Here is a 13,085-nt window from a genome sequence, read left to right as displayed (position 1 = left end):
AACAGCCATTGCCGCTTAGCACATGATCGGGCACTGAGCAGCCCATGAAACAGGTTCAGAAAAGCGATCTGGAAACCCTGATCGGCCGTGCCGCGCCCGTCGTTTTCGTGCTGCTGTGGTGCACCGGCTTCATCGGCACGAAATATGTGCTGAACAGCGCCGAGCCGCTGACCTATCTCACTGTGCGCATGATGCTGGCCGTCGCGATCATGGCGGTGATCGTTGCGTGGGTACGACCGGCATGGCCGGATCGCGCGGGCATCGGCCACAGCATCATCGCCGGGCTGCTGGTGCAGGGGCTTTATCTCGCCGGCACCGTGTTTGCGGTGGCGCACAAGGTCCCGGTCGGTTTGTCGGCGCTGATCCCGGGTCTGCAGCCGATCCTCACCTCGATCCTCGCCAGTCGGTTTCTCGGCGAGCGCGTCACGCCGCTGCAATGGGGCGGGCTCGGGCTCGGCCTCGCTGGCGTGTTGCTGATCCTGCAGGGGCGGCCGATGACGGGCGAGGCGGGCTGGGGATGGTTTGCGTCCGGTGTTTCGCTGGTCACGATCACCGTCGGCACGCTCTATCAGAAGCGCTATTGCGGCGGCATCGACTGGCGCACCGGCAGCTTCATTCAGCAACTCGCAGCAATGGTTATGCTCGGCATCGGCGCGTTGGCCCTTGAGACCAATGTGATCCACTGGTCGGCGGAGTTCGTGCTGTCGGTGGTGTGGCTCGCGGTGGTGCTGTCGATCGGCACGGTCGGGCTGCTGTACTGGCTGCTGCGGCGTCAGGCCTCGAGCCGGGTGGCGAGTCTGTTCTATCTGGTGCCGGCGGTGACGGCGCTGATGGCCTTCATTCTGTTCGGCGAGAAGCTGGATGCCGTTGCGATCGTCGGCATGATTGCCTGCGGCGCCGCGGTGTTGCTGGTCAACCGCGCCAGGGCCTGACGCCATCCTGCGTCAATCCAGACCCCTGACATGAAAAAGCCTCCGGGCTTGGACCCGGAGGCTTTCACATCTGCGAAGAAGCTTACTTCTTCTTGGCAGCCTTCTTGGCCTTCTTGGCCTTCTTCGGAGCGGCCTTCTTGGCGGCCTTCTTCACGGTCTTCTTGGCAGCTGCCTTCTTCACGGTCTTCTTGGCAGCTTTCTTGACGGTCTTCTTCGTTGCTTTCTTAGCCATTGGTCTCGCTTTCTGGGTTTTCTTCTTTGAAGCTTTCTTCGCAGAAGATTTCTTGGTGGACTTCTTCGTCTTCTTAGCCGGGGTCACTTTCTTTGCGACTTTCTTTGCGGCCTTCTTGACCTTCTTCGCCACCGAGGTGGCGACTTCCTTCGTCGCGTCGGCTGCGCTGCTAAGCGCGTCCGTCATTTGCTCCAGGACTGGAGTGTCGTCGTTCATAGTATCCCCCAACATTGTCGACTTTTTCACGTTAGTCCGATTCGGGCGCGTGTTGAAGAGTGTGTCATGGACAGTCAACTATTTCGTATCGTTGTGTACGCCTTTAATGCGCGCTCGCGACCGACTTTGTGATCGACGATCGGCGACGGATAGTCTTTGCCCAGAGTGATTCCCGCACTTTTCAGTTCGAGTGGTGAAGCGCTCCAAGGCTGGTGAATATGTTTTGTGGATAGTTCGCTCAGTTCGGGTACCCAGCGCCTGACATAAACACCATCGGGGTCGAACTTCTCACCCTGTAAGATCGGATTGAAGACGCGGAAGTAGGGCGCAGCATCTGCACCGGAGCCCGCGACCCATTGCCAGTTGGCCGGATTGCTGCCCGCATCGGCATCGACAAGCGTATCCCAGAACCACTTCTCGCCTTCGCGCCAGTCGATGAGCAGATGTTTGACGAGAAAGGATGCGACCACCATGCGTACGCGATTGTGCATCACACCGGTGTGCCAGAGCTCGCGCATGCCCGCATCGACGATAGGATAGCCGGTTAATCCGCGTTGCCACGCACGCAGCGCCTTGCGATCGGTCTTCCATGGGAACTCATCGAAGGATGATTGCAGATTGCGCGTGGCCAAATCGGGAACATCGAACAGCAGATGGCGGCAGAATTCGCGCCAACCGACTTCGCTCATGAACTTCGCGATGTCGTTGCTGTGCTTCGGATGTTCTGCAGCTGCGAAATGCGCGGCAGTCCAGATCTGTCGCGGACTGATCTCACCGAAGCGAAGATGCGGCGACAGGCGCGATGTGATCTCGCGGTCGGGTCGATCACGATCGCTGCTATAGCCCGCGATCTCCTTGAGGAAGCGCTTCAGATGTTTCTGAGCTGCGGCTTCGCCGGGCGTCCACATCTCGCGCAGACCGCCGGCCCAGTCGGGCTTCGATGGCTCTAGCGCCCAGTCGGCGAGCTTGTCGCTCTTCACTTTCGGTGCGGGTATTAGTTTCTTCGGCGCCGGAAGCGGCTTCGCCGGTTCGCCCATCGCCTGAACGCGCCGCCAGAACGGCGTGAACACGCGCAGGCCGCGGCTCTCCTTCGTGCCGGTCTCCTTGGCGCGGATGGTCGCAGGATGTGCCAGGAGATCGCCCGGAAAGTTCTGCGTGCCGACATCGAGGTCGGCAAGCGCTTCGGTCACGGCGTCGGCGACCGTGAGATGCGGCGCCTGCGCGATCTCGTTCCAGAAGACGTGGCTGGCATCGACTGCTCGCGCCACATCGACAATGACGTCGGCCGCAGCGCCCTTGCGCAGCACCAGTGTGCCGCCGATGGCGTCGAGGCTTGCGCTGAGTGCGCGCAGCGACTGCGCCAACCACCATCTCGTCGCGCCGCCCATGGGCCGCGCCTGCGGCGGCTTCAATGCCTTGCTCTGTTCATCAAGGATGTAGAGACAGATCACCGGCGCATTGCGCTTGGCCGCAGCATGAAGGGCCGGGTGATCGGAAAGACGAAGGTCGTCGCGAAACCAGACGATGACAGGTGCTTGCGTCGGTGTTGGGATCGAGGATTGATCGGTCATCACTTCATCTAACACGGACCTCGGGTGATCGATCCGGCCTCGAATACCGCGCAAGCTTGCAACCTTGCGCGTGCTGGCGCGTAGTATCAGGACATTTATTACCGAATTGGTGCTGGAGGCGGTTTCGAAGCGATACGCGGTTCTCCAGGTGCGACGTTGATCGTCATGCTGCCGCAGGATCTGCTCTGCCTCTGCCTCTGCCTCGGCTTCGTCGCGAGAGCTCCCGCAATGACCTGGAGAAGGCGCCCCCATGACGACGGATCGTGCTTGCAGCGTCGATTCGACGGGTCAAAAAAAAGAGGCGCCGCGATTTCCTCGCGGCGCCTCTGTCATATCTGTAAGTCGATCGCAGTCTTACTTCGGCTGCGGCACGATGCGGATATAGGGCTTCGGTTCTTTCCAGCCGTTCGGGTAAATCGTCTTGGCTTCGTCATTGGTCACGGAGCCTGCGATGATCACGTCCTGGCCCTGCTGCCAGTCGGCCGGCGTCGCGACGCGATGCTTGGCGGTCATCTGCAGTGAATCGATCACACGCAGGATTTCCTGGAAGTTGCGACCGGTTGTCATCGGATAGACCAGCACCAGTTTGATCTTCTTGTCCGGCCCGATGATGAAGACGTTGCGCACGGTGGCGTTGTCCGCGGCGGTGCGGCTGTCGGCATTTCCCGCCACGTCGGCCGGAAGCATGTTGTAGAGCTTCGAGACCTTGAGGTCGGTATCACCGATCATCGGGAAGGTCGGGCGGGCGCCCTGGGTTTCGTTAATGTCCTCGACCCACAGCGCGTGCTTGTGCACGGGATCGACGCTGAGGCCGATCAACTTGACGCCGCGCTTGTCGAACTCCGGCTGAAGCTTGGCGAGCGCGCCGAGTTCGGTGGTGCAGACCGGAGTGAAATCCTTCGGATGCGAGAACAAAAGAGCCCAGCTATCGCCGATCCAGTCATGGAACTTGATGCGGCCGGCTGTGGTTTCGGCCTCGAAATCGGGCGCGACGGCGTTGATCTGGAGCGTCATGGATGGACCTCATGTCATTCTAGTTACAGATGAATTTTGCGAGCGAACTATAGAGGCGCGCACTGGTAAATGGAACTGTCCGGCAAAAAGGACAAGAACTTTCTTCAAATTCGGTGCGCGCTGGCATCCAGTTTCACGCAAGGGGGCTGCGGCAAAACACCCACGCAACATGATGTTATCGGGTGCCGTGATGTTGCCTCCCGTCCGGCGCAATCCCGCCTGACCGGATCGCCACATCTGATCGAACCAGACGGCGCCCCAGCGCGACTGAACTGCAACGGTTAGGGATAAGAAAAACTCCCGCCCATTTCTTAACCGAGCGTTAAGTCCGTCGTGGAATTGCTGGGCTATGTTGTGAAATATGCTGCAAACAGAAGAGCTTGAAATGTCATCCGCTGCCGCTGCCGACGTATTCGGCGCCATCGAAACCTCCACCATCGACAACCATCGCGCCGCGGCGCAGGCCCTCGCCATCGTGCGTGATGGCGTTATCACCGGCGAAGGCCCGACCACCCGTGGTCGTATCCATTTCTCCCGTGCACTCGATGCCGATGACGCTGCCTGGTGTGAGCGCATCCTGGGTGCGTCGGCACTGGCCAGCCAACCGGTCAGCCGCGACGAGGCCGAGGCACTGTTTGCGATCAACGAAGCTGCGGCCGAGCGCAGCGATGATGGACGTTTCGACGACCTGTTCGCCAAGGCTGTCGTGCATCACGCCGCCTCCGCGTCGGGCCTGCCGGTGCCGCCGCGCGCGGTGGCGCTGTCGCCCGATGTTGCCATCGAGACCTGGGCGCCGACCAAGGCCGTCGGCGTGAATATTGAAGTGCTCGAATGGATCGCGTCGCAGATGCGCGCCAAGCGTGTCAGCAATGCCGCCGTCATGACCCTGATCACGACCGTGGTCGGCGCCGCAACCCTGCAGCTGCCGAACGTGTTCGACATCGGCATGTAAGCCGGTCGCAGATCATCAGAATACGAAAACGGCGGAGCATGGCTCCGCCGTTTTTTGTTGGGGCTGTCTCTTACTTCGCGTCGAGGCCGACAGTCCGGCCCGGGAAACCGGCGACATCGAAATATTTGTGCTCGCCGACCTTCTGCAGTTGCAGCACCGTGACCAGCCCCTGATCGTCGGGCGCCGAACGCATCACGTCGGTCGTTGCCGTCGGCGTCTCGCCAGTCACCGTCGCTTCGCTCATCACGCGGCCGATCAGGCCGCCTTTGGACTCGCGCTTGAGACCGAGCAGATGTGCGGCAGTCATGCCGGTATCGGCATTGCTGACCGGCAGGGGATCGACGAAGCCGGCTTTGAAGTCCGGGCCGATCGCCGCCATGAAGTTGTGGGTATCGCCACGCCCGAACGAACCATGCATGCCCTGGCCCTGGCGCAGTACGGTGTCGGCGACCTCGACCTGGCACGCCGCCGGCTCCTCGCAGCCCTCCGAATAGGAGCGGAACGAGACGACGATCGCCGGATGCGGCGTGATGGCTTTGCCGGACAGGTTGATCGACGACAGTGGCAGCGCGCCGGGGAAGGAGCCCAGCGAGTCCTCAACGAAGATGCCGCTGATGTAATCCTGTTTCAGCAGCGCCTTCACGGTGCGGTCGGCGAGGTCCTTGTCGCCGGTCGGCAGATAGATCAGGTCGGAGCCGCCATTGGTGGCGATGATCAGATCCGGCTTGTCTTTATCCTTGCCGATGAAGGCATTGCCGGCCTTCGGATACGCATTGTCGGCAACCGCGGCGAATTTGTCGTTGGCATCGAACAGCGGCATCTCCAGCGACTTGGCGAGATCGATGGCGAGGAAGCCCAGCGGCAGGAAGCCTTCCGGCGTATCCGCATAGGTACCCTTGATGGTCGCCGAGGTCTTGCTCTCCTTGGAGATCGTCGAGAAGCCGTGATCCGCCGAGATCATGATGTTGGTGTTCGCAGCGAGGCCGAGCTCGTCAAGCGCCTTGCGGAGCTGCGCGAGATTGTCGTCGGCATTCCTGATCGAGGCGAGCGAGGAGGGGCCGTTGACCCCCGGCGTCACCTTGTTGAGACTGTCGCCCTGATTGTGCTGGGTGCCGTCGGGATCGCGCGACCAGAAGATCAGCACGAACGGTTTGTTGCGCGCCTTGAACATCGGCAGCACTACTTTGCTCGCGACGTCAGCCATATAGGCCTGCTGCTTGATATTCGCCTCGACCGTGCCCGGCGTCTTGGCGTCGCCCGCTTTGCCATTCTCGCCGCGGCCGGGTGTTTCCACCGCGAGGCCAGCCTTCGCAAGGGCATCCTTCATCTCGTCCGACAGAGGGATGCCGAGCAACTTTCCAGCTTTGTCGATGCCGCCGGTCTGGTCGTCGATGGTGATCGTCTCCTTGCCGGTGCGTTCGGTGTGATCGAACATCAGCGTCGGGCCGACCTTGCCGATCGCGGCGGTGGAATAGCCGGCCTTGCGCGCGGCCTTCAGCAGCGTCTCCTCGTTGAGGTAGTCGCCGTTGAACTGCTCGTCGAGGTCGCCCAGCACCTGATCGTGTTCGATGAAGGGGATCGGGCTGTTGTTCTGCACCGGGGTCGGATGGCCGGTATAGATCGAGTTCGAAAACACGCCGGTATCGCCGAGATAGTGGCCGGACGCCATGCCCGACGCATTGGCCATGGTGAAGGTCGGAAACAGCGAGTGCGAGTTCTGGAAATTGACGCCTTTATCCCGCACTGCGGACATCGCCGGTGCCGTTTCCGGCGTTACTTTCAGCGCCCGAAGCCCATCAGGTACGAACAAAATGAGGTTGCGGGGAGGGCTGTTTTGGGCGAAAGCCGTTGTTGCGGATATAAGAGTAAGACTGAGGGAGAGGATGGTGGCGCAGCGCATGAAAAACCTCGCTTCGAAAGAACTCGGCCGATCCGGTCCAGACGTCTTCTCTAGTTTTTGTCCGCGACAGAATTGTTACGACTGCGGCGCCATGCCACATTGTACCGTCGCCTCCATCTTTCCGATCCCGCCTCAAGGTTGCAAGTAAGACAGCTCATGTTCAAAAAAATTCTGATCGCCAATCGCGGCGAGATCGCCTGCCGGGTCATCAAGTCGGCCCGCAAGATGGGTATCAAGACCGTCGCCGTCTATTCGGAAGCCGATCGCGATGCGCTCCATGTCGAGATGGCCGATGAGGCTGTCTTCATTGGGCCGCCTGCCGCGGCCGAGAGCTATCTCCTGATCGAGAAGATCGTCGAGGCCTGCAAGAAAACCGGCGCCGAGGCCGTGCATCCCGGCTACGGCTTCCTGTCCGAGCGCGAGGCTTTCCCGCGCGCGCTGGAAGCAGCCGGCATTGTCTTCATCGGCCCGAACCCCGGCGCCATCGCTGCCATGGGTGACAAGATCGAATCCAAGAAGGCTGCGGCGAAGGCCAACGTCTCGACCGTGCCGGGCTATCTCGGCGTTATCGAGGACGAGAAGCATGCGGTGAAGATTGCCGACGAGATCGGCTATCCCGTGATGATCAAGGCCTCCGCCGGCGGCGGCGGCAAGGGCATGCGCATCGCGCATTCGACCTCGGAAGTGGCTGAAGGCTTCAATCTCGCCAAGGCCGAGGCGAAGTCCTCGTTCGGCGACGACCGTGTCTTCATCGAGAAGTTCATCGTCGATCCCCGCCACATCGAAATCCAGGTGCTCGGCGACAAGCACGGCAACGTGATCTATCTCGGCGAGCGCGAATGTTCGATCCAGCGCCGCAACCAGAAAGTCATCGAGGAAGCGCCGTCGCCGCTGCTCGACGAGACCACCCGCCGCAAGATGGGCGAACAGGCCGTCGCACTCGCCAAGGCCGTTAATTACGATTCCGCTGGCACGGTGGAATTCGTCGCCGGTCAGGACAAGAGTTTCTACTTCCTGGAAATGAACACCCGCCTGCAGGTCGAGCATCCGGTGACTGAGCTTGTCACCGGCGTCGATCTCGTCGAGCAGATGATCCGCGTTGCGGCCGGCGAAAAGCTGGAGATGGCGCAGAAGGACGTCACGCTGACCGGCTGGGCCGTCGAGTCCCGCGTCTACGCGGAAGATCCGTTCCGCAACTTCCTGCCGTCCATCGGCCGTCTGGTGAAGTATCGCCCGCCGGCCGAGAGCAAGTCCGACAACATCACCGTGCGCAACGACACCGGCGTGCAGGAGGGCGGCGAGATCTCGATCTATTACGATCCGATGATCGCCAAGCTCGTGACCCACGCGCCGTCGCGCGCCGCCGCCATCGAGGCGCAATCTCACGCGCTCGACGCCTTCTATATCGACGGCATCCGCCATAACATTCCGTTCCTGTCGGCGCTGATGAGCCATCCGCGCTGGCGCGAGGGCAATCTCTCCACCGGCTTCATCGCTGAGGAGTTCCCGAAGGGTTTTGCCGCGCGGGCGCCGGAGGGTGAAGTCGCTCGTCGCATCGCCGCTGTGGCCGCTGCCGTCGACTCCATCTACGGCGAGCGCAAGCGGCAGATTTCCGGCCAGTTGATCGGTCGTCCGGTGACCCGTGCCGGTCGCCGCGCCGTCTGGCTGGAGCGTGAGGAGATCGCGCTCGATGTAGCCCGTGACGGCGATATCGTGACCGTGGCTTTCGTCGGCACCGACGGCAAGACCGGTACGCCGCATAAGCTGGCGTCGTCCTGGAAGCCCGGCGTGCCGGTGTGGGAAGGCACTATCGACGGACACAACGTGGCCATGCAGGTGCGCCCGATGGCGTCCGGCATCCGCATCGCCCATCAGGGCTACGAGGTCGCAGTCAATGTCTTCACCGAGGCGGAGGCTACTGCTGCGCGCCTGATGCCGGTCGGCGTCAAGGCTGATACCGGCAAGAAGCTGCTATGCCCGATGCCGGGCCTCGTGGTGTCGATCGCCGTGACCGAAGGTCAAGACGTCAAGATCGGCGAGACCCTCGCGGTGGTGGAGGCGATGAAGATGCAGAACGTGCTCCGTGCCGAACGCGACGGCACCGTCAAGAAAATCCATGCCGCTGCCGGCGCAACGCTGGCGGTGGATGCGCTCATTCTTGAATTCGCGTGACGACGTTTCGGCAGCGCCGTTACGGATTGCGGGCGATCCTGTCCGGCGATCGCTGCATGCGCCCGGGATCGGTCTATGACGCGATCTCGGTGCGCATCGCCGAGGACCTCGGCTTCGAGGTCGGCATGTTCGGCGGATCGGCGGCGTCGCTCGCCATTCTCGGCGATCCTGACCTCGCGCTGATCACGCTCTCCGAACTCACCGAACAGATGCGGCGGATGTCGCGCGCCGGCTCGCTGCCGGTGCTGGTCGATGCCGATCACGGCTATGGCAATGCGCTCAATGTCCGCCGCACGGTGGAGGAGCTGGAAGCCGCAGGCGCCGCCGGTCTTACCATCGAGGATACGCTGCTGCCTGCGGCCTTCGGCGAAGCCAGGCCACAACTGATCTCGGCGGAAGAAGGGGTCGGCAAGGTCAAGGCTGCGCTGAGTGCGCGTCAGGATCCGGCGCTGGTGATCGTGGGGCGTACTGGAGCTGCATCCATCACATCCTTGGACGACGCGATCGCGCGTGCGAAATCCTATGAAGCTGCGGGCGTCGATGCGCTGATGTTCACCGGCCTCAAGAGCCGCGCGGAACTGCAGGCGGCGGCTGCGGCGACGACGCTGCCGATCGTGTTCGGCAATCCCACCGACGATATGGACTGGGACTTCCTCAGCGCCCAGCGCGTTCGCATTGCCATTCAGGGGCACGCGCCGATCTCCGCGGCGACGGCCGCCGTCCATGCGACGCTGAAGGCCGTGCGCGACGGTGCGGCGCCTAACGAATTGAAGAATCTTGCATCCGCCGAGTTGATGGAGAGCGTGACGCGCGGTGCCGTCGTGAAGCAGCGCGGCATCGATTTCCTCGGCTTGAAAGATTCGGGGCTCAAGAAATAGATGAGCGACGTGATCCGCCACGTCGCCATCCGTGGCCGCGTGCAGGGCGTCGGCTATCGCGCCTGGACCGAGCATTCCGCGTCGTCGCTCGGCTTGCAGGGCTGGGTGCGCAATCGCCGTGACGGCAGTGTCGAGGCCGTGTTTGCCGGACAAGCTGACATCGTCGAGCAGATGATCGCCGAATGCCGGCGTGGACCGATCTCGTCGCGTGTCGATGCCGTCGATGTGACCGATGCCACGGCTGACATGCTCAGGCTCGGCGGCGCAGGTGGCAGCTTCGCGATGCTGCCGACGCTCTGAGCCTGTTCAGAGCGTCGCTTCCGTCGCAAGCTCTTCCGCCTCGCCAAACACTTCGCCAAAGGCCTGACGCAGCGCGACATCCACGTCGGTCATGCCAACCGGCAGGCCGAGATCGACCAGGCTGGTGACGCCGTAGCGCGGATCGACCACGCCGCAGGGGACGATGGCGTCAAAATGCGCCAGATCCGGTTCCACATTGATGGCGATGCCATGGAACGAGACCCAGCGCCGCAATCGTACGCCGATGGCCGCGATCTTGTCCTCGAATCCCGCGCCCTTGTCGGGGCGGGCGACCCAGACTCCGACGCGGTCCTCGCGCCGCTCGCCCTTCACGTTGAAGGCGTCCAGCGTCCGGATGATCAAGGCTTCCAGTGCGGCCACATAGGCCCGCACGTCCGGCCGGCGTGCCTTGAGGTCGAGCAACACATAGGCCACCCGCTGGCCGGGGCCGTGATAGGTCACCTGACCGCCGCGGCCGGTCTCGAACACCGGGTAGCGGGCATCCAGCAAGTCATCCGACTTGCCGGAGGTGCCGGACGTATAAAGCGGGGGATGTTCCAGCAGCCAGACCAGTTCCGGCGCGGTGCCATCGGCAATGGCGGAAGCCCGGGCTTCCATCTCGGCCACGGCCTCCGGATAGGGAATCGGGGTATCGGATACCCGCCATTCTACCGCTCGTCCGCCCGGAGCCCGGGAAAACACTGTCAAATCGAGGGTTTGGCGGTCATTAACCATTGGCTAACCATAACATGTTGATCTCGCAGGCACTGCAATCTTGCATCTGTGCGATCCTGCATCTGGGAACTTGAGGCCGACGTGCCAACCCTCGATAACATTACCGTCGATATCATGGTGGTCCTCGGCACCACCTCGATGCCTGTCCATCAGGTGATGCGGCTGAGCCGCGGCGCCATCATTGAACTGGATGCCACAGAGCAGGACGAGGTCAAAATCCTCGCCAATAACCTGCCTGTCGCCAGTGGTGTGGTGATGGTCGATCGCAACCGGATTGCGGTCGAGGTCAAGCAGATGCTGCCCCGGGCGCCTGACCACAGATAGGTGGCCCTGAGAGGCCAAGAGGCCTTGTCTCCCCATCATTGGTTTGTTACATCGGCGCCGGTTGATCCGGCCGGGCGATTTGCCCTCGCCGGATTTCTTTAGCGCTCGTGGCGGAATTGGTAGACGCGCTGCCTTGAGGTGGCAGTCCGTAACAGGGTGGGGGTTCGAGTCCCTCCGAGCGCACCACACCTCATCCTTGAAATTGTTGGATTATTCGTGGTTTTCCTCACACTGGTGCGTGAGGGAACAGACGATAATCGCCGGCATTACGCCCGCATTCGTCAAGCCGGTTCGACTCGGTCGTCCCGTTGATCGGCGTGACCCGGGAACATCCAGCCTCTCTTAACGGTATCGCGCGTGGATGCTGTCGAGCGGATCGTGAGCAAACCTTTCCGACGGCCCGAGGCACCGAACTCGCGTTTGATCCACATAAACAGAAAACGCCGCGCGCATGTGCATGCCAAAGTGGAACCAGAACGCGTTCGACAATGACTTGCTGGCAGCCATTGTCGCGGTGGCGCTCTCGGGATTCGTCACGCTCGTGTTGTGGGTCATTTTCGGACCGCCCTGATCGCGCCGCGGGGGGGGGGGGGGGAGTGTTGGCTAGCTAGGCGCTAGATCGCTCCAGCTAGCGCATTGCCGCCAGATTGAGACGTTCTGGAATGAACTCTCTTCATCGAACGGACGAACGCGATCGACAAGGCGGTCACGACACCGCTTGCGATCAGGTCTGCCAGATAGTGCCCTCCGACCGGCAGTGTCGAGATGATCATGACACCGTTGATCAGCAGGGCGGGCACGAAAGTATAAAGTCGATCTCTCAAGGCGTAAGTCGTGACCACGCCGAGAATCGTATGACCGGAAGGGAAGGTCACCAGGCAGTTGATGTTAGGGGTGTCGAAATCGATCAGAGGCGGCTGCGCGGATCGGAACTGCATGAGCAGTTGGTACCACCAGGTGCCGGCATCGGCGCCGAAGTTGCCGAATGTCTCCAGAGCCGGTTGATGTAAAGCGTAAGCGCCAGCACCCGGCAGGATTAGCATCCCCGCAGCGATGCTGATGGAAGTCAGGCACAGCAGAGCCATGAACTCCGCTAATCTTTCGAGGCGATTCGAAAGACACAGCCAGAGCATCGTGAAGAGCAAGACGTGTCCCGTATTCTGATAGGCGCGGAGCAGAGCGCGACTGATCAAGTCGTTGCTGTTAGCCCAAGCTACGAATGACTTCCAATCGAAACCGAGACTTGCGTCCAGGGCGGCAAGCCGTAGATCCTGCAACGGTAACGCAGCGCTAGCTGCGAGGCAGCAAAAGATGATGACGACGGCGGCCAATAGCGCGAAGGCGACCATCGCCACGGTGACCGTCCCCAGGCAATCTGCGATAAGCTTGAGCAGTCGTCCGATCGGATCGGTTTTGCCTTGGAGCCTTTGGGAGATCAATTCGCACAGGAGCGCGGCAAACAGGCTGAACGAGATCACCCGCACGATTGCTGTCGAACTGGACGGAGCCAACTGAAGGTCCGTCATGGCGATCCATACCAGATCGACGATCGCCATACCGATGATGACGGACCACGCCAGCTTCATCAGGCCGCTGGCCGCCGCTCCACCTCGCGCCAGAAGCGCGACCTGACCGGTGATGGTGATCAGGAAACGAAGCGAGGAATTGAGGGTGGGAGTACTGCATGCGTTCACCGCTATCTATCTCCGAAACATCCAGCAACAACTGAACATTCGAACTAACAGTCACTCGCCCATGGGTGGTATTGTTTTACGAAGCGCCGCCTGCCTTTTGCCCCTCAAGGTTTCAAATGAGCGGGAAAATTACCTTCAATTTGATCGAGTGATAGCTCGTGAACC

General features: G+C 61.5%; 12 protein-coding genes and 1 tRNA gene. 7 read left to right on the top strand and 6 right to left on the bottom strand.

Going from position 1 to position 13,085, the window contains the following annotated elements:
• Window positions 1-44: 44 nt before the first annotated feature.
• Complete coding sequence (locus CIW50_RS08130; protein WP_149530762.1) at window positions 45-932, top strand: DMT family transporter; 888 nt, start codon at window positions 45-47, stop codon at window positions 930-932.
• 82 nt (window positions 933-1,014) lie between these two features.
• On the opposite strand, the gene CIW50_RS08125 is transcribed toward CIW50_RS08130, so the two are convergent.
• From CIW50_RS08125 to CIW50_RS08115, 3 genes are all read right to left on the bottom strand, one after another.
• Complete coding sequence (locus CIW50_RS08125) at window positions 1,015-1,380, bottom strand: hypothetical protein (RefSeq protein ID WP_149530761.1); 366 nt, start codon at window positions 1,378-1,380, stop codon at window positions 1,015-1,017.
• Window positions 1,381-1,454: 74 nt separating this feature from the next.
• Window positions 1,455-2,951 (bottom strand): cryptochrome/photolyase family protein, encoded by a 1,497-nt coding sequence (locus CIW50_RS08120; protein WP_149530760.1) that lies wholly within the window; start codon window positions 2,949-2,951, stop codon window positions 1,455-1,457.
• Between the two features lie 354 nt (window positions 2,952-3,305).
• Complete coding sequence (locus CIW50_RS08115; RefSeq protein ID WP_149530759.1) at window positions 3,306-3,965, bottom strand: peroxiredoxin; 660 nt, start codon at window positions 3,963-3,965, stop codon at window positions 3,306-3,308.
• Window positions 3,966-4,350: 385 nt separating this feature from the next.
• Between CIW50_RS08115 and CIW50_RS08110 the strand changes: the two genes are divergently transcribed.
• Window positions 4,351-4,917: a hypothetical protein gene (locus CIW50_RS08110; RefSeq protein WP_149530758.1), complete on the top strand. Its 567-nt coding sequence runs from the start codon at window positions 4,351-4,353 to the stop codon at window positions 4,915-4,917.
• Between the two features lie 70 nt (window positions 4,918-4,987).
• On the opposite strand, the gene CIW50_RS08105 is transcribed toward CIW50_RS08110, so the two are convergent.
• Entirely contained in the window at window positions 4,988-6,817 is a 1,830-nt protein-coding gene (locus CIW50_RS08105) for an alkaline phosphatase family protein (RefSeq protein WP_149530757.1), read from the bottom strand.
• A gap of 156 nt (window positions 6,818-6,973) precedes the next feature.
• Between CIW50_RS08105 and CIW50_RS08100 the strand changes: the two genes are divergently transcribed.
• Genes CIW50_RS08100 through CIW50_RS08090 form a run of 3 tightly spaced genes read left to right on the top strand, consistent with a single transcriptional unit; the run spans window position 6,974 to window position 10,167 of the window.
• Window positions 6,974-8,989 (top strand): acetyl-CoA carboxylase biotin carboxylase subunit, encoded by a 2,016-nt coding sequence (locus CIW50_RS08100; RefSeq protein WP_149530756.1) that lies wholly within the window; start codon window positions 6,974-6,976, stop codon window positions 8,987-8,989.
• 56 nt (window positions 8,990-9,045) lie between these two features.
• Window positions 9,046-9,867: an isocitrate lyase/PEP mutase family protein gene (locus CIW50_RS08095; protein ID WP_149531556.1), complete on the top strand. Its 822-nt coding sequence runs from the start codon at window positions 9,046-9,048 to the stop codon at window positions 9,865-9,867.
• Window positions 9,868-10,167 carry an acylphosphatase gene (locus tag CIW50_RS08090; protein WP_149530755.1) on the top strand — a complete coding sequence of 100 codons (300 nt, stop codon included), beginning with the start codon at window positions 9,868-9,870 and terminating at the stop codon, window positions 10,165-10,167. It abuts the gene before it with no gap.
• A gap of 6 nt (window positions 10,168-10,173) precedes the next feature.
• Here CIW50_RS08090 and lipB read toward each other — a convergent pair whose 3' ends face one another.
• A complete protein-coding gene (lipB, locus tag CIW50_RS08085; RefSeq protein ID WP_149530754.1) occupies window positions 10,174-10,902 on the bottom strand; it encodes a lipoyl(octanoyl) transferase LipB in 729 nt (242 codons plus the stop codon).
• Window positions 10,903-10,983: 81 nt separating this feature from the next.
• Between lipB and CIW50_RS08080 the strand changes: the two genes are divergently transcribed.
• Complete coding sequence (locus CIW50_RS08080) at window positions 10,984-11,226, top strand: FliM/FliN family flagellar motor switch protein (RefSeq protein WP_149530753.1); 243 nt, start codon at window positions 10,984-10,986, stop codon at window positions 11,224-11,226.
• Window positions 11,227-11,327: 101 nt separating this feature from the next.
• Window positions 11,328-11,412: transfer RNA gene (locus CIW50_RS08075), tRNA-Leu, on the top strand.
• 428 nt (window positions 11,413-11,840) lie between these two features.
• Here CIW50_RS08075 and CIW50_RS08070 read toward each other — a convergent pair.
• Complete coding sequence (locus CIW50_RS08070; RefSeq protein ID WP_149530752.1) at window positions 11,841-12,920, bottom strand: phosphatase PAP2 family protein; 1,080 nt, start codon at window positions 12,918-12,920, stop codon at window positions 11,841-11,843.
• Window positions 12,921-13,085 lie beyond the last annotated feature (165 nt).

The organism is Tardiphaga sp. P9-11, from assembly GCF_008329525.1.
Lineage (GTDB): Bacteria > Pseudomonadota > Alphaproteobacteria > Rhizobiales > Xanthobacteraceae > Tardiphaga.
Note: the sequence above shows the minus strand (reverse complement) of the source record. Positions and strands in the feature narration are given on the sequence as shown.